General features: G+C 67.2%; 23 protein-coding genes and 1 riboswitch. Of the genes, 12 read left to right on the top strand and 11 right to left on the bottom strand.

Annotated features, from left to right (window positions below):
* The first annotated feature begins 80 nt into the window (after positions 1–80).
* Together ABZS43_RS05590 and ABZS43_RS05585 are read left to right on the top strand one after the other, a co-directional pair.
* Positions 81–467, top strand: coding sequence for an SRPBCC domain-containing protein (locus tag ABZS43_RS05590; protein WP_355034609.1), 387 nt, complete (start codon positions 81–83; stop codon positions 465–467).
* 56 nt (positions 468–523) lie between these two features.
* Positions 524–964, top strand: a complete 441-nt coding sequence (locus tag ABZS43_RS05585; RefSeq protein ID WP_355034608.1) for an OsmC family peroxiredoxin — start codon at positions 524–526, stop codon at positions 962–964.
* A 111-nt stretch (positions 965–1,075) separates the two neighbouring features.
* Here the strand turns inward: ABZS43_RS05585 and ABZS43_RS05580 are convergent, their stop codons facing one another.
* The 3 genes from ABZS43_RS05580 to ABZS43_RS05570 all read right to left on the bottom strand — a co-directional run bounded on the left by ABZS43_RS05580 (position 1,076) and on the right by ABZS43_RS05570 (position 2,666).
* Complete coding sequence (locus tag ABZS43_RS05580) at positions 1,076–1,864, bottom strand: CbtA family protein (protein ID WP_355034698.1); 789 nt, start codon at positions 1,862–1,864, stop codon at positions 1,076–1,078.
* 20 nt (positions 1,865–1,884) lie between these two features.
* Positions 1,885–2,079, bottom strand: coding sequence for a CbtB-domain containing protein (locus ABZS43_RS05575; RefSeq protein WP_216913352.1), 195 nt, complete (start codon positions 2,077–2,079; stop codon positions 1,885–1,887).
* Positions 2,080–2,106: 27 nt separating this feature from the next.
* A riboswitch (cobalamin riboswitch) is annotated at positions 2,107–2,259 on the bottom strand.
* An 89-nt stretch (positions 2,260–2,348) separates the two neighbouring features.
* Positions 2,349–2,666: an antibiotic biosynthesis monooxygenase gene (locus ABZS43_RS05570; protein WP_355034607.1), complete on the bottom strand. Its 318-nt coding sequence runs from the start codon at positions 2,664–2,666 to the stop codon at positions 2,349–2,351.
* A gap of 103 nt (positions 2,667–2,769) precedes the next feature.
* Between ABZS43_RS05570 and ABZS43_RS05565 the strand changes: the two genes are divergently transcribed.
* Positions 2,770–3,516, top strand: coding sequence for an alpha/beta hydrolase (locus ABZS43_RS05565; protein WP_355034606.1), 747 nt, complete (start codon positions 2,770–2,772; stop codon positions 3,514–3,516).
* A 30-nt stretch (positions 3,517–3,546) separates the two neighbouring features.
* Here the strand turns inward: ABZS43_RS05565 and ABZS43_RS05560 are convergent, their stop codons facing one another.
* Positions 3,547–4,476, bottom strand: a complete 930-nt coding sequence (locus tag ABZS43_RS05560; protein ID WP_355034605.1) for an A/G-specific adenine glycosylase — start codon at positions 4,474–4,476, stop codon at positions 3,547–3,549.
* A 99-nt stretch (positions 4,477–4,575) separates the two neighbouring features.
* On the opposite strand from ABZS43_RS05560, the gene ABZS43_RS05555 reads away from it, so the two are divergent.
* Positions 4,576–5,199 carry a carbonic anhydrase gene (locus ABZS43_RS05555; RefSeq protein WP_355034604.1) on the top strand — a complete coding sequence of 208 codons (624 nt, stop codon included), beginning with the start codon at positions 4,576–4,578 and terminating at the stop codon, positions 5,197–5,199.
* A 113-nt stretch (positions 5,200–5,312) separates the two neighbouring features.
* Positions 5,313–5,957 carry a hypothetical protein gene (locus tag ABZS43_RS05550; protein ID WP_355034603.1) on the top strand — a complete coding sequence of 215 codons (645 nt, stop codon included), beginning with the start codon at positions 5,313–5,315 and terminating at the stop codon, positions 5,955–5,957.
* 100 nt (positions 5,958–6,057) lie between these two features.
* On the opposite strand, the gene radA is transcribed toward ABZS43_RS05550, so the two are convergent.
* Both radA and ABZS43_RS05540 read right to left on the bottom strand, forming a co-directional pair.
* Positions 6,058–7,446, bottom strand: a complete 1,389-nt coding sequence (gene radA, locus ABZS43_RS05545; RefSeq protein ID WP_355034602.1) for a DNA repair protein RadA — start codon at positions 7,444–7,446, stop codon at positions 6,058–6,060.
* A gap of 120 nt (positions 7,447–7,566) precedes the next feature.
* Positions 7,567–8,193, bottom strand: coding sequence for a hypothetical protein (locus ABZS43_RS05540; RefSeq protein WP_355034601.1), 627 nt, complete (start codon positions 8,191–8,193; stop codon positions 7,567–7,569).
* A gap of 487 nt (positions 8,194–8,680) precedes the next feature.
* Here ABZS43_RS05540 and carD point away from each other — a divergent pair, with 487 nt between their 5' ends.
* The 6 genes from carD to ABZS43_RS05510 all read left to right on the top strand — a co-directional run bounded on the left by carD (position 8,681) and on the right by ABZS43_RS05510 (position 13,352).
* A complete protein-coding gene (gene carD / locus ABZS43_RS05535; protein ID WP_011206964.1) occupies positions 8,681–9,169 on the top strand; it encodes an RNA polymerase-binding transcription factor CarD in 489 nt (162 codons plus the stop codon).
* A 2-nt stretch (positions 9,170–9,171) separates the two neighbouring features.
* A complete protein-coding gene (ispD, locus tag ABZS43_RS05530) occupies positions 9,172–9,927 on the top strand; it encodes a 2-C-methyl-D-erythritol 4-phosphate cytidylyltransferase (RefSeq protein ID WP_355034600.1) in 756 nt (251 codons plus the stop codon).
* 2 nt (positions 9,928–9,929) lie between these two features.
* Positions 9,930–10,397, top strand: coding sequence for a 2-C-methyl-D-erythritol 2,4-cyclodiphosphate synthase (ispF, locus tag ABZS43_RS05525; protein WP_355034697.1), 468 nt, complete (start codon positions 9,930–9,932; stop codon positions 10,395–10,397).
* Between the two features lie 66 nt (positions 10,398–10,463).
* Positions 10,464–11,864 (top strand): cysteine--tRNA ligase, encoded by a 1,401-nt coding sequence (cysS, locus tag ABZS43_RS05520; RefSeq protein WP_355034599.1) that lies wholly within the window; start codon positions 10,464–10,466, stop codon positions 11,862–11,864.
* Positions 11,865–11,934: 70 nt separating this feature from the next.
* Positions 11,935–12,918: a 23S rRNA (guanosine(2251)-2'-O)-methyltransferase RlmB gene (gene rlmB, locus ABZS43_RS05515; protein WP_355034598.1), complete on the top strand. Its 984-nt coding sequence runs from the start codon at positions 11,935–11,937 to the stop codon at positions 12,916–12,918.
* A gap of 155 nt (positions 12,919–13,073) precedes the next feature.
* Positions 13,074–13,352 (top strand): DUF4190 domain-containing protein, encoded by a 279-nt coding sequence (locus ABZS43_RS05510; protein WP_355034597.1) that lies wholly within the window; start codon positions 13,074–13,076, stop codon positions 13,350–13,352.
* A gap of 28 nt (positions 13,353–13,380) precedes the next feature.
* On the opposite strand, the gene ABZS43_RS05505 is transcribed toward ABZS43_RS05510, so the two are convergent.
* Together ABZS43_RS05505 and ABZS43_RS05500 are read right to left on the bottom strand one after the other, a co-directional pair.
* Positions 13,381–14,187 (bottom strand): enoyl-CoA hydratase-related protein, encoded by an 807-nt coding sequence (locus ABZS43_RS05505; RefSeq protein WP_355034596.1) that lies wholly within the window; start codon positions 14,185–14,187, stop codon positions 13,381–13,383.
* Positions 14,188–14,259: 72 nt separating this feature from the next.
* Positions 14,260–15,429, bottom strand: coding sequence for an acyl-CoA dehydrogenase family protein (locus ABZS43_RS05500; RefSeq protein WP_355034595.1), 1,170 nt, complete (start codon positions 15,427–15,429; stop codon positions 14,260–14,262).
* 80 nt (positions 15,430–15,509) lie between these two features.
* On the opposite strand from ABZS43_RS05500, the gene ABZS43_RS05495 reads away from it, so the two are divergent.
* Positions 15,510–16,391 (top strand): alpha/beta hydrolase, encoded by an 882-nt coding sequence (locus ABZS43_RS05495; protein WP_355034594.1) that lies wholly within the window; start codon positions 15,510–15,512, stop codon positions 16,389–16,391.
* Between the two features lie 29 nt (positions 16,392–16,420).
* Here the strand turns inward: ABZS43_RS05495 and ABZS43_RS05490 are convergent, their stop codons facing one another.
* The 3 genes from ABZS43_RS05490 to ABZS43_RS05480 are packed head-to-tail and all read right to left on the bottom strand — an operon-like array spanning position 16,421 to position 19,082.
* On the bottom strand, positions 16,421–17,290 hold the full coding sequence (locus ABZS43_RS05490) for a metal ABC transporter permease (RefSeq protein WP_355034593.1): 870 nt from the start codon (positions 17,288–17,290) through the stop codon (positions 16,421–16,423).
* Positions 17,287–18,177 (bottom strand): metal ABC transporter ATP-binding protein, encoded by an 891-nt coding sequence (locus ABZS43_RS05485; protein ID WP_355034696.1) that lies wholly within the window; start codon positions 18,175–18,177, stop codon positions 17,287–17,289. The genes ABZS43_RS05490 and ABZS43_RS05485 overlap by 4 nt, the downstream gene beginning before the upstream one ends.
* Positions 18,178–18,188: 11 nt before the next feature.
* Entirely contained in the window at positions 18,189–19,082 is an 894-nt protein-coding gene (locus ABZS43_RS05480) for a zinc ABC transporter substrate-binding protein (protein WP_355034592.1), read from the bottom strand.
* Positions 19,083–19,306: the final 224 nt, after the last annotated feature.

Below are 19,306 nucleotides of genomic sequence, written 5' to 3'. Positions count from 1 at the left end.
ATTGTCCAGTCATGTCCGACCAGCCGATTCGCTTTCCGGATCTATCCGCTCGCCCGCACGAGCTCAAAGTCGAGCGTGTGATGTCAGCCCCGCCGGGATTGCTATACGCGGCACTCACCCAGGGGTTCGATATCTGGTTTGCCGCACCCGGTTCGGTATTGATGAAACCCGCGGTGAACGAGCCGTTCTTCTTCGAGACCGAGCACGCGGGCAACCGTTATCCGCATTACGGCCGTTTCCTTCGCCTGATACCGGAGCGATTGGTCGAACTGACCTGGGTCACCGGCGCCGACGGCACCGAAGGCGCCGAAACCATCGTCACCGTGGAATTCGTGCACCAACCGCGCGGTATCCGACTTCGCTTGCGGCACGCCGGTTTTCCGAACGAAGCGGCGCGCGACCGGCACCTCGTCGCGTGGCCGCTCGTCCTCGAACAGCTCGATCGCCGTACCGGCACCGTGGACTGAACGCGGCGAGTAGGTTCGTCTGCGAACGGATCGAAATCATCTGTGAAAGGACCGTGATGCCAACTCGTACCGCGCGCACCGCTTGGACCGGCGGCCTACAGGATGGCTCGGGCCAGGTCGAACTGGCCAGCTCCGGAGTCGGCAAGTACGACGTGTCGTTCCCGAAGCGTTCCGCCGAGGACGCCGACGGCACCACCAGCCCGGAGGAACTGATCGCGGCGGCGCATTCCTCCTGCTACGCGATGGCGCTGTCGGCGCAGATCGGCAATGCGGGCGGGACGCCCGAGAGCCTGGACGTCAGCGCGGACGTCACCCTCGGCCCGGATCCGGCGGGCGGATTCCGGATCACCGGTATCAAGCTGACCGTTCGCGGCAGGGTCTCCGGCCTGGACGCCGACGGTTTCGCCGCCGCCGCGGCTGCGGCCAAGGCGGGCTGCCCGGTGAGCAAGGCGCTCGCGGGCGTCGACGACATCACCCTCGACGCCGCGCTCGTCTAGCCGTCGTCACCTTCCCGCGCATCCGACCAGTGGTGTGCGGGAAGGTACTCACCCGCGGAAGGCAGTGCCGGTCATGAGACCGACACTGCCTTCGGGTATTCGGTGCGCGGATCACGCCGCGGTAGCGACTTCTCCCCGTACCGGAGTACTGGAACGAGTGCTGAATTCGGTGAGGAACGCGAAGCCGAGACCGAGTGCGGCCCACAGCGTCGCGGTCTGGGCCAGTGAGGCCACCCGGAACTGCCACAGCAGACTGGCGGGGAAATCCGCCTTCACCTCGTCGACGCCGGGCAACAGGATGTAGCCGAGCGCGACGATGACGACGAACGCGACGACCGCAGCGATCAGCCGGAGCGTGTCGAATTTGCCGTGCAGCGATTTGTACACGTAGACCCCGGCGCCGACGGCGACGAGACCGAGCAGAACCGCCGCCACCCACAGCAGGGTGCGGTCGTTGATGGTCTCGGGATCACCGACCGCGGGCGGGTTCGCCGGATATTTGAAGAACGGCACGGCGACGATGGCGAGCCAACCGCCGATACCGAGTCCGATCGCCAGTTTCGGTCCGGACAACGTGGTGAAACGGCGTGCGTGATGTGCCGCCGCCGCGAATATCGCGCCGAAGGCCATCCCGCCGAGACCGAGAGCGAGGAATTGCCCGGCCTGCTGGCCGTCGCGACTCACCAACGGTTCTTCTTCGTCACCATGTGAATGGCCCGCGGGCTGCGCCGCGCCGTCATGTGCCGGTTCCGCCGCGGCCGCCGCTTCCTCGATGGCGATGGCGGCATCGATCTTGGGCTCCCCAACGAAATACCCCACCGTCGCTGCCAGCAGGCCGGCGATCAAACCGGCCAGCAGGCCACGCAACAGCAGGGTTTTCAGTGATCCACCCAGGGGCAGTGCGGTAGACGTGGGTGAAATCAGTGGCACGGAACACCCAGCAGATGGCGTCCATCGTGCATCAGCTCGTGCATGAACATCCCACTACGTGAGATGGCGCCCTGGTCGAAACCGACGAGGTACAGCGTGAGCAGTGCGAGAAGTACGACACCTACTGTGATGAGAACGGTCGCCAGGGATTCGGCGGTCCGGCTCGGTGAATGCGCGATGGCCATTCGAGTCCTCCTAGGGATGCGCGTCCCGTCGAGTTGATGCGATGGTGCCGGTGTCTGGCTCTTCCGGCACCGGGGCTCGATGCGTGGAAAACAGTGGCGCGACCGCTCCGGATTCACACCGGATTACCGCGTCACCATCGCTCTATCCCTCGAACTGTGACACCCGCGGGCACCCCGCGTCAATACACGCGAAGAGTGGTCACCACGCGCGCGGCGCGTCACCCACCATGTCTGATACCCGCGATTCGCCAGCCGATCGCCGGTTTTTCTCAGGAAGCGGGTTTGGCCGCCACGTCGAGAACGACCTCGAATTCGAGCAGCGACGCGCCGGTCGAGACCGGTTTCTGCCCCTCGCCGCCCGCGTGTGCGGTGCGGGCGGGTCCGTCCCGCCACGCCGCGAAGGATTCCTCGGAATCCCACTGGGTGACCACGAAATACCGGTCGTCTCCCGCCACCGGCCGCAGCAGCTGGAAGCCCAGGAATCCGGGCGAACCCTCGACCGCGTGCGCGCGGTGGGCGAACCGCTTCTCCAACTCGGGGCCCGCGCCCTCGGGAACCTCGATCGCATTGATCTTCACAACAGCCATGACCCCGACAATACGGAGACAGTAGTGATCGCGAACACGCGAGGGTGCAGCGAGACAGAGGGGCCGCGAACCCGCCGCGCCGCAGGCGCGGCAAAATATCACAGTGTTGTATGACGAGGGCGGTTCCGGAACACCCATCCTGTTGTTGCACGGGTTGATGGGCAGCGCCCGGACCTGGGCCGATCACCTCGATTGGCTGCGTCCCTACGGCCACGTCTACACCTTCGACGCCGCGGGGCACGGTCGCCCCGCCCCGTCGGAATTGACCACCGAGGCGTTCATCGCCGATCTGGCCGCCGCCACCGCGCCGATCACCGAACCGATGGTGGTGATCGGGCATTCCATGGGCGGACTGCACGGCTGGGTTTTCGCGGCGCACTATCCGGACCGGGTCCGCGCGCTGGTGGTGGAGGATATCGCTCCCGATTTCACGGGCCGTACCGCCGAGGACTGGGCCGAGATGGTGCAGGCGTGGCCGCAGCCGTTTCCCGACGCGGACGCGGTGATCGATTTCTTCGGTCCGGTCGCGGGACGCTATTTCCTGAATTCACTCGAACACGGTCCCGACGGTTATCGGTTGCACGGTTCGGTCTCGACATTCCGCGATATCTCCCAGGAGTGGGGGAGCAGGGATTTCTGGTCGCAGTGGCGCGCGACGCGGGTTCCCGCGCTGTTGATCGAGGGGGAGCACACCATCACCCCGGCCGGGCAGATGCGGCGGATGGCCGAGGTCAGGCCGGGCACCGAATATGTGCTCGTGCCCGCTGCCGGTCATCTGGTGCACGACGATCAGCCGCAGCGGTACCGCGCCGAGGTCGAGCGTTTCCTCGGTGACGTGCTCGCCGATTAGTTCGCGCCGAATTCGGAGCGGGAATTCCGGTCAGGCCGGTCCACTTTCGCCCGCCAACGCGAACAGTCCGTCCGCTGTCTGTTCGATCAGTCCGTCCACCAGGAGCGAATCGAGTGCGCGGTCCCGCTGGCCGGGATCTCTCGTCCACGCCAGATCCAGGCGTACCCGTTCGACCGGTCCGCTGGCGTCGCGCAAGACGTCGAGCAGTCGACCCCTGGCCTGGCGGTCGGTGCCCTCGTACTTCTGAACGCGGCGCACGGTCTCCGAGGCCGGTCGCCCGGCGGCGATCCAGGCGCATTTCGGGAGCGGACAGCGGAGGCAGTCGGGACTGCGCGCGGTGCACACGGTCGCGCCGAGTTCCATCAGGGCGGCGGAGAAGGCGGCGGCGCGGTCGACGGGCATTGGCAGCAGCGCTTCGGTCTCCGGGAGATCGCGCGATGAGGGATTGCCCGCCTCGGCCAGTCCGTGCACCGCCCGCGCCACCACTCGGCGAACATTGGTGTCGACCACGGGGACGCGTTGTCCGTAGGCGAAACAGGCCACCGCGCGTGCCGTGTATGCCCCGATTCCTGGCAGCTCGAGCAGGACGTCGACCTCTGCGGGCACCTCGTCGCCGTATTCGGCGGCGAGCACGCGCGCGCATTCGTGTAATCGCAGCGCGCGGCGTGGATAACCGAGTTTTCCCCAGGCCCGCAGCACCACGGCCTGCGAGGAGGCCGCCATCGCCGACGGCACCGGCCAGCGCGCGACCCACTCCCGCCAGATCGGTTCGACCCGGACGACCGGGGTCTGCTGCAGCATGATCTCGCTCATCAGAATCTGCCAGGCGGTCACGCCCGCCCGTCGCCAGGGGAGATCGCGCGCCGTCGCGGAATACCATCCCAGCAACGCTTCGGCATCGACAGCGCCGGGATCGATCGCACGTCGCGACGAAACGACGCGCCTTGTGACTGGGGCCATCGTCCTCACCGCTCCCGCCGTGCCGCGGCAAGTCGATATTTGCCGACCCGTAACGCAACGGACTCGCTGGTAGCGAAGCCCTTGTGCACAATGGACGGTATGCCTGATTCCAACCCGATCAGCGCCTGGAAATCTCTTCGTGAGGGCAACGAGCGCTTTGTCAATGGCACGCTGCTACATCCTAGCCAAGGCGCCGCCGACCGAGCCAAGCTGGTGAGCGGCCAGTATCCGGCCGCGATTCTGTTCGGCTGCGGCGATTCCAGGGTAGCCGCTGAGCTGATCTTCGACCAGGGCCTCGGCGATATGTTCGTCGTGCGTACCGCGGGCCATGTGGTCGACAGCTCGGTGCTCGGCTCGATCGAGTACGGCGTGCAGGTGCTGAACGTGCCGCTCATCGTCGTGCTCGGACACGACAGCTGCGGCGCGGTGAAGGCCACCATCGATGCGCTCGACGGCGGCGAGGTACCGGGCGGATTCATCCGCAGTATCGTCGAGAAGGTCACCCCGTCCATTCTGATCGGCCGCCGCGAGGGTCTGGAGACCGTCGACGAGATGGAGGCCAGGCACGTGGTGGAAACCAGCAGGCTGCTCATGCAGCGGTCGATGATCATCTCTCAGCGGGTGGCGACCGGGGAATGCGCTATCGCTTGCGTCACCTACAAACTGGTCGACGGCAGAGTGCAGCTCCATCGTGTCGTCGGCAACATCGGCGAGGTGGTCTGAGTCGGCGTTCACCCAGCGTGCGGGCGGTAACCCTATCGGCACGTGGGTGGCTCGCGACCCGACACGCCGAGGTCCTGAGTCGCGTTACCCTGCCGTGCCTTTAACGTTGAGGCGTGCTGGAACCGACTGGACCGCTGCCACCTGAGATCTACTGGCGTCGTCGTGTCTTCGCCATCGGCGCTCTGGTCCTGGCGCTCGCCGTGGTGATCTGGCTGGTGGTGATGGTCGCGCGCGGCGGCAACTCCCCCGGCGATCCGAATGCCGGCGCCGCCGGTTCCACGTCGTCGGTCAAGAAGACCTCGGCGACCACGGAACCGGCCAAGGCGGCGGGCAGCGTCGCGCCGACCGTGACCGCGGTCGCCGCGGGCCAGTGTCCCGATCAGTCGCTCGCGGTGAAGGTGACGGTGGAGCAGCCGACCTACCGGCCCGGCGAGCAGCCGGTTTTCGGCATCGTCATCACGAATATCTCGTCGACGGCGTGTTCTCGCGACGTGGGTTCGGGCCTCCAGCAGATTTCGGTGTACTCGCTGGACGGCCAGCGCAGGCTGTGGTCGAGTACCGACTGCTACCCCGACGGGCAGCCCGATCTGCGGACCCTTAACCGTGGTGAGCAGGCGGCTTTCCAGGTCACCTGGTCCGGATCCACCTCCCAGCCCAACTGCGCGGGTGAACGCGTTCCGGTCCCGGCGGGCGCCTATTCGGTTGTCGCGCAGCTCGGTTCGGTGCGCAGCGCGGCCGAGCCGTTCAACATCGCCTGAGGGGAGGGCCCGTCCGGTCGCGTCGGTCGACCCGTACGGGCTCTGCCCGATCTCGTCGACGGACTGTCGCTCGGACGCGAGCAGGCACCCGCCCCCGGTGTCATTCGCTCGCGCCCCGCGTCTTGCGTAACCCGCTGAGCCGGATCGCCGACCGCAGATCGGCCACCTCGTGAATTCTCATCCCCCCGCCCTTCGGACCATCCGAACCCGGTGGCACCACCGCGTTCGTGAAGCCGAGGCGTTCGGCCTCGGCCAGCCTGCGCGTCAACCCCGTGACCTTGCGTACCTCACCGGCCAATCCGACCTCGCCGAGGACGATCCACCCCGCCGGTAGCGCTATATCGGATTCCGAACTCGCGATGGCGAGTGCGATGGCCAGATCGGCGGCCGGTTCGACGAGGCGCATGCCGCCGACCGTCGCGGCGTAGACGTCGTGTTTGCCGAGGAATACACGGCCCCGGCTCTGCAGGACGGCCAGCACCATCGCGACCCGGTTGTAGTCGAGACCGCTGACCGCCCGCCGCGGCGAGGGGATCTCGGTTCGCACCGTGAGGCCTTGGACCTCGCCGACCAGCGGACGTTTACCGTCCATCGCCACCGTGACCGCGGTACCCGGCACCGAATCGGTCCTGTGGTGCAGGAACAGGCCCGACGGATCGTCGACTCCGGCGATGCCGTCCTCGTGCAATTCGAAACAGCCGACCTCGTCGGCGCTGCCGAAGCGATTCTTGATGCCGCGCACCATGCGCAGCGTGGAATTCTTGTCGCCCTCGAATTGGAGCACCACATCCACCAGGTGCTCGAGCGTGCGTGGGCCCGCGACATTGCCGTCCTTGGTGACATGCCCCACCAGCAGCACCGCGATCCCGCTGGCCTTGGCGAGCGAGGTCAGCGCCGCGGTCACCGCCCGCACCTGGGTGACGCCGCCGGTGACGCCGTCCACCTCGGGGGCGAGGATGGTCTGCACCGAATCGACGACGAGCAGGGTCGGGCGCACCTGCTCGACATGCCCGAGCAGAATCGACAGATCGGATTCCGCGGCCAGGTACACCCGCTCGTGTATCGCGCCGGTGCGGTCGGCCCGCAGCCGGACCTGTCCCGCCGATTCCTCGGCGGTGACATACAGCGATTTCTCGTCGCGCTGGGCGGCCCAGCGGTAGGCGACCTCGAGCAACAGGGTCGATTTGCCGACTCCGGGCTCGCCGGAGAGCAGTACCACCGAACCGGGGACGACGCCACCGCCGAGTACCCGGTCCAACTCCGAGACTCCGGTGGAGCGCGCCCTGGTCACCTGTGAATCGATGGTGGAAATGGGCGCTGCCGCGGTACTCGGCAGCATGGCGCGGCGCGCGGGCACGCCCGCTGGGGTCGCGGCGACGGCCACCTCGTCCACGGAGCCCCACGCGCCACATCCGGGGCATTTACCGACCCATTTGGCTACCTCGTGCGTGCAGGCGGAACACCGGAAGATCGGCTTGGTCTTGGCCACACGCGCACCTTACGTATCGAGTCCGACACCGGCTCGTCCCGACGACCGGCTCCATCGATGACGAAGGCTGCCGCACCGGTGGTGGGGCAGCCTCGATTCGCCTGTGTGCGGGCGGGTGGTTCAGTGACCGCCCGAAGATCCGTGTCCGCCCTCGGCCGCCGGGCCCGACTTATCGGACTGATGCCGAGCGGTATCGGTGCCAGCGTCGACCGGAACCTCGATCTTCACCGGCCCGTTGTTCTCGAAATTGAACACAACGCTGTAGGTGAGGCCGGGGATGATATCCCTGGTCAGGCCGGTGATCTCGATCTGCGCCGTGGCAGCCTCGGGATTGGTGGTGGCGGCCTTGTCGCCCGAGGGCGCGGCGGCGTGCGAATCGCTCGCGCTCGCCTCGGTCTTCTTGGGTGCCGCGATGACGTTCTGCTGCGGGGCGATCACGATGGCGGACTGACCGGAGGCCGGGGTGATCTTCACCGCGCCGAGGTCGGTGGTGACGCTGACGAGTTTGTCGTCCTTGGTCGCGCTGTTGTTGATGATGGACAGCGCGAGCAGGGCGCTGCCGCCCTTGAGGTTGGTGTACCCCGTGCCGGGGTAGACGATGTGCGCGTTGCGCAGCGAGATCTGCTCGGCGTCCACGCTGCTGCCGTTGACGGCGGCGACCTGATTCGCGGTCTGCGCGATCTTGCCTGCGCTACAGCCTGAGATCGCGATCGCCGCGCCCGCGGCGAGTGCGGCAACCGTCACCATGCGACGTCGCGTCCGCGCCCCCGAAGAGGCGGTCACAGCATTCAAGGCAGTCACGGGTTGTCCTCCATGTCGACCGGGCTCACTCCGCTACAGAGAGTAGTAACTAGGCAGCGTAGTAGTCCCCGTCGAGTCCGATCGCACCGGCTGTGCTTTCAGCCCGCGTCGGGCCGCGATTCCGAGTCGGCGGAACTTTCGGACACGCGCGGGCGAAAAAATCGGTGAAAGCGACTTCTGATCTTGCTTCGCATCCTTTGCATAACGGTTTCCGCGACCGCGGACAGTGATTGCGAGGACGCTGCTGGGTAAATCGCGGCGGTCGGGGCGGGGACAACGCCGCTAGATAACCCGTTCTGCCACAAGGTAATGCACACCCCGCCGGTTCTGTCAACCCCGCCGGTTGCCTCGTTGTGGCCCTGACCTGCGCCGTTGATCGCGCCGTTACCGAGTCGCATGTTAAACTGTGAACATCGAAAGGGGCACGGGACACATGATTTTTAAGGTCGGAGACACCGTCGTTTACCCCCACCACGGAGCGGCGCTGATCGAAGCAATCGAGACTCGCACCATCAAGGGTGAGCAAAAAGAGTATCTGGTCCTGAAGGTCGCTCAAGGCGATCTTACTGTTCGGGTTCCCGCGGAGAACGCCGAATACGTCGGCGTCCGTGATGTCGTCGGCCAGGAGGGTCTCGATCGAGTCTTCCAGGTGCTGCGGGCGCCGCACACCGAGGAGCCGACCAACTGGTCGCGCCGCTACAAGGCCAACCTGGAGAAGCTCGCCTCCGGCGATGTGAACAAGGTGGCCGAGGTCGTTCGCGACCTGTGGCGTCGTGAGCAGGACCGCGGACTATCCGCGGGTGAGAAGCGGATGCTGGCCAAGGCGCGTCAGATCCTCGTCGGCGAACTCGCGCTCGCCGAGGGAACCGATGACGGCAAGGCCGAGACCCTGCTCGACGAGGTCCTCGCAGCGGCTTCCTGAACGTGAACAACACTGACAACGACGGATCTGTCGTTGCCTTGGTACCTGCCGCCGGTCGCGGCGTCCGTCTGGGTGCGAATGCGCCCAAGGCGTTCGTCGAGGTCGGCGGCACACCTATGGTCCGGCTGACCGTGGACGGCCTGATCGCCTCCGGGGCGGTCGACCGGATCATCGTCATGGTTCCGCCGGAATCGGTCGAGAGCACAGTCGCCCTGCTGTCGCTCTCGGCTGTCGTCGGCTCGTCCATGCCCCGCTCGTCCGAGCCGGGCATGGTTCATGTCGTGGTCGGCGGAGCCGAACGCACCGATTCGGTGCGCGCTGGCATCGCCGCCGCGCCCGAGGCTTCCTACTTCCTGGTGCACGACGCCGCTCGCGCGCTGACCCCGCCCCGGCTGATCGCCGAGGTCGCGGCCGAGTTGCGCGCGGGTCATCCGGCGGTCGTTCCCGCGCTGCCGGTGGTCGACACCATCAAATCCGTCGACGCGCTCGGCGCCGTGACCGGTACGCCGAACCGGGCCGCGCTGCGCGCCATCCAAACCCCCCAGGGCTTCGAGGCCGATTTGCTGCGCACCGCGTACGCGGCCGATGTGCGGGCCACCGACGACGCGGGTCTTGTCGAACTCCTCGGCGCGCCGGTACACACCATCGACGGCGACCCACTGGCTTTCAAGATCACCACCCGGCTCGATCTGATGCTCGCCGAGACGATGCTCGCTCGTCTCGCCGCCGAGCGTCCGGAAATCGCGCGGACGCCATGACCATGCGCGTGGGAATCGGCAGCGATGTCCATCCGATCGAACCCGGCCGCCGATGTTGGATGGCAGGCCTGTTGTTCGAGGATGCCGACGGTTGCTCCGGACATTCCGATGGTGACGTGGCCGCGCACGCCCTGTGCGACGCGTTGCTCTCCGCCGCCGGACTCGGAGATGTCGGCGCGGTCTTCGGGGTGGGTCGTCCGGAGTGGGAGAACGTATCCGGTGCGACCATGCTCGAAGAGGTGCGTAGGCTCCTCGGCGAGGCCGGTTTCGATGTTGTCAATGCCGCGGTACAGGTAATCGGCAACCGCCCCAAGATCGGACCGCGTCGCGCGGAGGCCCAGGACGTCCTCGGCGCACTGCTCGGCGCGCCGGTGTCGGTCTCCGGTACAACGACCGACGGCCTCGGTCTCACCGGCCGGGGCGAGGGCATCGCCGCTATCGCCACGGCTTTGCTGCGACAACGCGTATAGCACCCTGGTTCGGCAGACCTGAGCCGGGGCAAGAACGCCCAGCTACACCGACTAGGATCGACTGCCGTGACTCTGCGCCTCTTTGACACCGAAACGCGGACCCAGCGCGAATTCGCGCCGCTGGTCCCCGGCCGCGCCTCGGTGTACCTGTGTGGCGCAACCGTTCAGGGTGAACCGCATATCGGCCATGTGCGCAGCGGCGTCGCTTTCGATGTGCTGCGGCGGTGGTTGCAGGCGCACGATTACGACGTCTGGTTCATCCGCAATGTCACCGATATCGAAGACAAGATCCTGACCAAGGCCGCCGAGGCGGGCAGGCCGTGGTGGGAGTGGGCCGCGACCTACGAGCGCGCCTTCGACCGGGCCTATCACCTGCTCGGTGTGCAGCCGCCGTCCGCCGAGCCGCGGGCCACCGGGCACATCACGCAGATGATCGATCTGATGTACCGGCTGATCGATCGCGGGCATGCCTACGCCTCCGAGGGCAATGTCTACTTCGACGTGGTGAGCTTCCCGGATTACGGCAAGCTGTCGGGCCACCGGCTCGACGATGTGCACCAGGGGGAGAGCGCCGGCGCCGGTAAACGCGACGCGCGTGACTTCACGCTGTGGAAGGCCGCCAAGCCGGGCGAGCCGAGCTGGCCGTCGCCGTGGGGGCCTGGACGTCCAGGATGGCATCTGGAATGCTCGGCGATGGCCGAGTACTACCTCGGCCCCGAATTCGATATCCATTGCGGCGGAATGGATCTGATCTTCCCGCACCACGAGAACGAGGTGGCCCAGTCCAAGGCGGCCGGCGACGGTTTCGCGCGCTACTGGCTGCACAACGGCTGGGTGACCATGGGCGGGGAGAAGATGTCGAAATCGCTCGGCAATGTGCTCTCCGTGCCGAATGTGCTGAAAAAGGTTCGCGCCGTTGAACTCCGGTTCTATCTGGGCAGCGCGAACTATCGCTCGATGCTCGAGTATTCGGATAAGGCCCTGCACGACGCGGCGGCCTCCTATCAGCGCATCGAATCCTTCCTGCACCGGGTGGCCGATCGCGGCGGGGAGATTCCGGTCGGCAAATGGACCGATGCCTTCGCCGAAGCCATGGACGATGATCTGGCGGTGCCGCGCGCGCTCGCCGAGGTGCACCGGGTGGTGCACGAGGGCAACAAGGCGCTGGAATCGGGTTCGGTCGATGCGGCGCGTGAGCTGGCAGGCCAGGTCAGGGGCATGCTGGCGATTCTCGGCGTGTGCCCGTTCGATCCGCACTGGTACACCGCGAAGGACGACTCGGTCGCCCTCGATGCCCTCGATGTCCTGGTGCGCGCCGAACTCGACCGCCGCCAGCAGGCGCGTGCGGACAAGGATTGGGCGAGCGCCGATGCGGCGCGGGACCGGTTGCAGACCGCCGGTATCGAAGTGACCGATACATCCAACGGACCGGAATGGTCGCTTGTCGATCCCCGGGACGCCCGATGAGCCGCGACGTGCTCACCGGGCCGAAGGGGTGCGGGCGCTCCCGCACGACACCGCGCGGAAAGGCGTACTGATGGCAGGGAATTCGCAGCGACGAGGTGCGGTCCGCAAGGGCAGCACCAAGAAAGGTGCTGTCGTCGGCTCCGGCGGTAAGCGCAGGCGCGGTCTCGAAGGCCGCGGCGCGACCCCGCCCGCCGAGGCGCGCACCAAACATCCCGCGGCCAAACGCGCTGCGGCGAAGGCGAAGGCGGCGGCGAACCAGCCGGGCAAACGTGGCGGCTCCCAGGGGCGTCCGGCCGGTCGCAAGAACGATGACGGGCCCGAGTTGGTACTCGGTCGCAACCCGGTCGTCGAATGTCTGCGGGCCGGGGTGCCCGCGACGGCGCTGTACGTCGCCGTCGGCACCGAGAACGACGATCGGCTGACCGAGAGTGTGAAACTCGCGGCCGATACGGGCATCTCCATTCTCGAGGTGCCCCGCACCGATCTGGATCGGTTGAGCGCCAACGGAATGCACCAGGGCGTCGCGCTCCAGGTGCCGCCGTACCGTTACTCGCATCCGGACGACCTGCTCGACCGTGTCCGCGGCACCGCGGAACCGGCCCTGCTGGTCGCGCTGGACAATATCTCCGACCCACGCAATCTCGGCGCGGTCATCCGTTCGGTCGCGGCCTTCGGCGGCCATGGCGTGCTCATCCCGTCGCGCCGCAGCGCCAGCGTCACCGCGGTGGCCTGGCGGACCAGCGCGGGCGCCGCGGCCAGGCTGCCGGTCGCCCGCGCCACCAATCTGACTCGCACGCTGAAGGATTGGGCGAATCAGGGCTATCAGATCATCGGTCTGGACGCGGGCGGCGACACCACGCTCGATGATTTCGACGGCCGCGAGCCGACCGTGATCGTCGTCGGTTCGGAAGGTAAGGGCCTGTCCCGTCTGGTTCGCGAGACCTGCGATTCCATCTTGAGTATTCCGATGGCCGGACCGGTCGAGTCGCTGAACGCTTCCGTCGCCGCGGGCGTGGTGCTGGCCGAGGTTGCCCGCCAACGCCGTTCGGCCTGATCGCCGCCTGGATTCTCGTCCGGCCGCCCGCATAGCGCGGTCGGCTGGACGGGCCTTGTCGCCGAATGGGCCCCGTGGGGTGGCCGAATGGGCCGCCGAACACGCTGCGCCGCAGCCGCTGCCAAAAACCCCCTGCCCCCCGTAGAATTCGGTGAGTGGTGATACCGAACCAGCCCATCGGGCAGCCCGTCGAGCATCCCAATGCGCAGGCCGTGTTGTTCATCGGCGCCGCCAGCGTCCTGTGCTGCGGAGCGCTCGGGCCGGTGGCGTGGGCGCTGGGCAGGCGCGCACTCGACCAGATCGAGGAATCCGGCGGCGCCTACGGTGGCCGGGCTCAGGTGCTGGTGGGATACGTCCTCGGTGTCGTCGGCACCATTCTGATGATCATCTTCGCGATACTGTTCGTTCTGATCGTGTTGGGCGGCAACGCTTGAGGTAGCACCGCGGTCGAGCCGGCCCCGGTCAGTCCAGTACCGGTCGTTCGGCGACGGCTTTGTCCCAGGCGGGCCATTCGGCGCTGATACTGCCGGTCCAATGGGGCTGTCTGCGATCGCGGAACGCCGCCATGGCCTCGTTACCGTCGACGCTGTGCGCGGCGTGCGCGTTGAGGTCGGTTTCGAGCTGTCCGACCATGGTCGGGCTCATCCGCAGACCTTCCCATAGCAGTCGCTTGGACAGCGCCACCGGCAGCGGCGCCGACCCGTTCGCCAGGTCGTGTGCCACCGACAGCGCGGTCGGCAGCACTTCGGCGGCGTTGAGGCAGCTGTTGGCCAGGCCCATCGCCTTGGCCTCCTCGCCGTCGAAGGTGCGCCCGGTCAGCATGATGTCGGCGGCATTGGCCATGCCGACCAGCCGGGGCAGCGTCCAGTGCGCGTATCCGTCGGCCACCACGCCGCGGCGGACCTGGGTGAGGCCGTAGACCGCGTCGCGGGCCACGTAACGCAGATCGCATTGCAGGGCGAACGCGAGGCCGATCCCGACCGCGTGGCCGTTGACGGCGGCGATCACCGGTTTGCGGACCTGCCAGGGGGCCGGGTCGATGGTGGCGCTGACTTCCCCGACCCGGTGCGACAGGTCCGCGCCCGCGCAGAAAGCGGGCGGTGTTCCCGTGATGACGACGACGCGGATCGCGTCCTCGGCATCGCATCGTCGCAGCGCCGCGCTCAGTTCGGCAGCCATCGCCGGGGTGAACGCGTTCTGCTGCGCGGGACGATTCAGCGTGAGCACGGCGATGCCCGCGGAGACATCGACGAGCAGTTCCGAATTCATGCCAGCATGGTAGTCGTAGCGATTCGAGTCGTCTGTGGCTCTACCGGATCCGGACGTCGCCGTCCGTATCGATCACCGCAGGACCTGGCGGCCGATAGCGTACTTGTGCACCTCGGTCGGGCCGTCGTAGAGCCGGAAGGCGCGCATATCGCGGAAGATCATCTCCACGACCGTCTCGTCGCTGATTCCGATGCCGCCGAGTACCTGGACGCAGCGGTCGGCGACTTTGAACAGTTCCTCGGAGACGAACGATTTCGCGATGGAACTCTCGTGCCTGGCCTTCTCGCCCTGGTCCATCAGCCAGCAGGCGTGCCAAATGGTCAGTCGGCACTGGTGCAAGGCGATCTCGTTATCGGCGAGCATGAACGACACACCCTCGTGCTCGCCGATCGGCTTGCCGAAGGCGGTGCGGGTCTTGGCGTAGTCGACGGCGATGCTCTGCACGCGTTCGGCCGCGCCCAGCCAGCGCATGCAGTGGGTCAGCCGCGCCGGAGCCAGCCGCAACTGGGCGTAGCGCAGTGCCTGGCCGCTTTCGCCGAGCAGCGCCTCCTTGGGCAGCACGAGGTTCTCGAAACGCACCACGCCGTGACCGCCGACGTAGTTGCGGTCCATGGTGTTCATGGTGCGTTCGATGACGATGCCGGGCTGTTCGCCATCGGTCAGGAACAGCGTCGGGCCGTCGGGGACGTGCGGGTTCGGCGCGACACGGGCCATGATGATCCAGGTCTTGGCGCCGTTCGCACCCGTGATGAGCCATTTGCGCCCGTTGATGGTGAAATTCTCACCGTCGAAGACGGCCTCGGTGGCGAGCTGGTTCGGATCGGAGCCAGCGCCGTCGGGTTCGGTCATCGCGAAGACGGTGCGCTGGTAGCCGTTGATGGCGGGCATCAGGTGCCGTTCGACCTGGTCCGGGTTGGCGATCTTGGACAGCAGGTACATATTGCCCTCGTCCGGGGCGGCGCAGTTCATGGCCACCGGGCCGAGGGTGGACCATCCGGCGGCCTCGTAGATGACCGCCTGTTCGACATGGGTCAGTCCGCGCCCGCCCAGTCCCTCCGGAGCCTGCACGGTCAGCAGTTTCTCGGCCCGCGCCAATTCCACCAGTTCCTGGCGGAGTTCGTCGTTGGGGCCGTGCGAGGTCAGCCGCGGGTCGCGCTCGAACGGGATGATCTTGTCGGCGACGAACTGCCGCACGCGGTCGCGTTCGGCGGCGAGGTCGGCGGGAATCGTGAAATCGATCATCGGTGATCACCATTCGGTCGGCGGTGTTTGCCGTCGAGCATACGAAACCGGGACGTTATGACTGAAGGCGGCTGCCATCAATGACCGGCGCCTCCTGTCCGGACCCGCACGCCCTTCGAGCTGGGCGGGAGTTCAACCGAAGCGACCGTCGGCGCTTGTCTGCGATTGATGTCGCGCGCACGATAACTTTGTTGGCCACACAAAATACTTCCTGGTTGAGCCGCATTCGTGGAGGAACGATGGCGACGGTGTACGTCGACAACGCCGGTGTGCGGCTGCACGCCCGCGACAATCAGCGTGACGGTTCGGGCGTGCCGGTGCTGGTCGTGCCAGGCACCGGCGAGGAGGCCGACGAGTATGCCTGGCAGCTCGACGCGCTGGGCGACCGGCGTGTCGTCATTGTCGACGTGCGCGGGCGTGGCCGCAGTGACGCACCAGCCAGCGGGTACACCTGGCAACACCACTACAACGATGTGCTCGCGGTGATGGCCGAGTGCGGGTTGCGGCGGCCGATCATGATCGGCTATTCGCGGGGCTGTCCTTACGCGATCGGTGCCGCGCTGCACGCGCGTGAACAGGTGTCCGGGCTGGTGATCAACGATTATCAGGCCCGCCACGTCGGCCTGCCCTCGGCGGCGGTCGCGCCACTGTGCCGGATGAGGATCCACGGCCGCACACTCGCCGAACGCATGCCGTTGCACGCGATCGAAGCCCTTGTCGAGGAGAGTGAGGAGGTGTCGCTGTGGGAGCGCCTGCATGAGCTCGCCTGCCCGATGTTGGTCATCCGCGGTGGCCGGTCGGGTTCGGTCGTCGATGATGCGGCCGCCGTCCGCTATCGCGCCGCCGGCGTCGAAGTCGTGACGCTACCCGAGCGCGGTCACGGCCTGTGGAGCCATGACATTCCCTCCTACCTCGCGGTATTGACACCGTTCCTCGCCGCCGTCGACCGGGGCGGGCAGTGACCATACCGCTCACACTGTGAGCGGCCCGCTCAGCGCACGCCTACCGTCCGACGCCGCCGGGCGCCGACGACGCGGCAGATCAGGTAGATCAGGAACGACAGCGTGGTGACGAAGGTCGATACCGGCACCCCCGGCGCGAGCGACAGCAGAATTCCGCCGACGGCGGCGATTTCGGCGAAGACCACCGCCAGCACCGTCGCGCGCACCGGATTCGCGGTGAGCTGGGCAGCGGCGGCGGCTGGGGTGATCAGCAGCGCGAGAACGAGCAGCGCGCCGACGATCTGCACACCGAAGGCGGCGGTGATGCCGAGCATCACCGCGAAAACGATCGACAGCGCGCGCACGGGAACACCCCGTGCCACCGCGACTTCCGGGTCGGTACTGGCGAAAAGCAGCGGGCGGTAGACGAAGGCGAGCACCGCGAGCACCGCGACGGTGCAGGTGGTCAGCAGCGCGAGTCCGCTGTAGCCGACGCTGACGACCTGACCTGTCAGCAGCGAGAATTTCGATCCGGCGCGTTCGGGCCCGAGCCACAGGAACAGCACGGACAGGCCGAGGCCGAAGGACAGCACCACCGCGATCACCGAATCGCGTTCCCTCGCTTTGGTTCCCAGGGCGCCGAACAGGACCGCCGCGATCACCGACCCGACGATCGCGCCGAGCCCGACGCCGACACCGGCGAGCAGCGCGGCGGCAGCGCCGGTCAGCGACAGTTCGCTGGTGCCGTGCACCGCGAACGACATCTGCCTGCTGATGATGAGCGGCCCGATCGCGCCCGACAGCAGTCCGAGCAGCGCCGCGGCGAGCACCGCCTGCTGGACGAAGTCATAGGACAGCAGGTCGGCGGTGGTGCCGATATCGAACATCTTCGACAAGACGCCCGAGAGTTTGTCGATCACGCGCCCACCCGTCTCGGATCGGGATCGGCGTGGCAGTGTTGCGCGCCCGCCGCGCCGAGCGCGTCCATGGTGTCGCCGGTGCCGACGACGACGAGCCGCCCGCGTACCCGCAACACGTCCACCTCTGTCCCGTACAGCTCGGAGAGCACCTCGGAGGTCATCACCTCGTCCGGTCGCCCGATCCGGAACCTGCCATCGACGAGGTATAACACCCGATCCACCAGGGGCAGAATCGGATTGATCTCGTGGGTGACGAAAAGGACCGCGGTGCCGTGGGCGCGTCGGCGCTGATCGATGAGTTCGGAGACCAGCCGTTGATTGGCCAGGTCCAGGCTCAGCAGCGGCTCATCGCACAGCAGCACCTTGGGATCGCCGACCAATGCCTGCGCGACCCGCAGCCGCTGCTGCTCGCCGCCCGACAGGGATTCCAGCGCGTGGTGGGCGAAGGACTCGGCGCCGACGTCGGCGATGGCGGCGGCCACCTTGCGTCTGCGTGCGGCGCGCCCGCGCAGCCCCAGACCCCAGCGGTGCCCGTCGACGCCGAGACCGACGAGGTCGACGCCGCGTAGTTGTACACCCGCATCGATCGTCTTCTGTTGCGGCACATATCCGATATCGTGATTGCCCGCGCGCGCCGGCGCGCCGGCGATGAAGGCGCTTCCCGAGCTGAGCGCGAGCCGCCCGAGCAGCACCTTCATCAGCGAGGTCTTACCCGATCCGTTGGGGCCGAGGACGGCGATGAATTCGCCGGGCGCGACCTCGAGGTCCAGGTCGTGCCAGAGGGTGCGGTCGCCGAAGCTGAGGCGGGCGGCTTCGAGGCGGACCGCGGCGTCACCGTCGGCGCCCGTCGTCCGTCGCCGCACCCGCTCGGTGTGTTCGGTCAGCATGGTTGCCTTGCTCATCGCGCGCTCACCCCGAGTGCGGAGGCGAGTGCCTCGGCGTTGTTGATCTGCCACTGAATGTAATCCACGCCGTCTGGCAGGGTTTCGGTCACCTCGACCACGGCCACACCGTTCGCCCTGGCGATATCGCGCAGGTCACGGGTGATCTTGTCCTGGGTCTGCACGTTGTAGACGAGGGCGCGCACCTGTTTGCCGGTCAGCAGGTCGCGGGTGGCGGCGACAGCCGCGGGCGCGGGGTCGGTCTCCTGCTCGATCGCTTCCTGGAATTCGGCCGGGGTACGGTCCGCGAAGCCCGCCGCGAGCAGCAGGTAGTGCGCCAGCGGTTCGGTTTGCAGCACCGGGGTGCCGGGGTGTTCGGCGGCGATCTTGCCCGTGATCGCGGAGATCCCGGTCAGCCGGGCGGTGAAACCCGCCGCGCGTTCGGCGTATCCGGCGGCGTGTTCGGCATCGATCTCGCCGAGTGCCACGGCGATCCGGTCGGCGACGGTGGCAACGGTGGCGACGTCGTACCAGACGTGCTCGTTCTCGTCGGAGGCGTCGGCACGCGATTCGAAGGCGTCGACGGTGCGCTTATCCCTGCCTTGAATCGCCTTGTCGATGAACTCGTCATAACCGCCGCCGTTGTAGACGATCAGCTCGGCGTCGCTGATCTTCGCCGACTCCACCGCGGAGGTCTCGTGCGAATGGGGATCGGCGGACGGGTCGGAGATGATCGAGGTCACCTCGGCATCTGATCCGGCGATCGCCGCCGCGACGGCTCCCCACACGTTGGTCGAGGCGACGACCTCGGGTTTACCGGAGTCCTCCGAGCCGCCGCACGCGGTCGACATCGCCGCGGTCGCCACCCCCATGGCGAGGCATGCGAACTTCAGGGCGAATCGACTCTTCACGCTGAGGACTCCTGGTGCGGTGGATCTGCGGAGCGTTCCGGACGGGGACAAGGGCTGATCCCCGCGGTCCGGAGTGCTCTAGATCATAATGGAAATCGTTACCGTTTAACTTTAACAGGGCACCGCAACCCGAGAACCGCCCACCCGCCGCCCAAACCCTGCCCACCCGGCGTCCGACGCCGCGAATTCGCGCGTCAGCCCGCTGAACGCTGAACGCCGCGTCC

Source organism: Nocardia sp. NPDC005366, assembly GCF_040606855.1.
Taxonomy (GTDB): Bacteria; Actinomycetota; Actinomycetes; order Mycobacteriales; family Mycobacteriaceae; genus Nocardia.
Note: the sequence above shows the minus strand (reverse complement) of the source record. Positions and strands in the feature narration are given on the sequence as shown.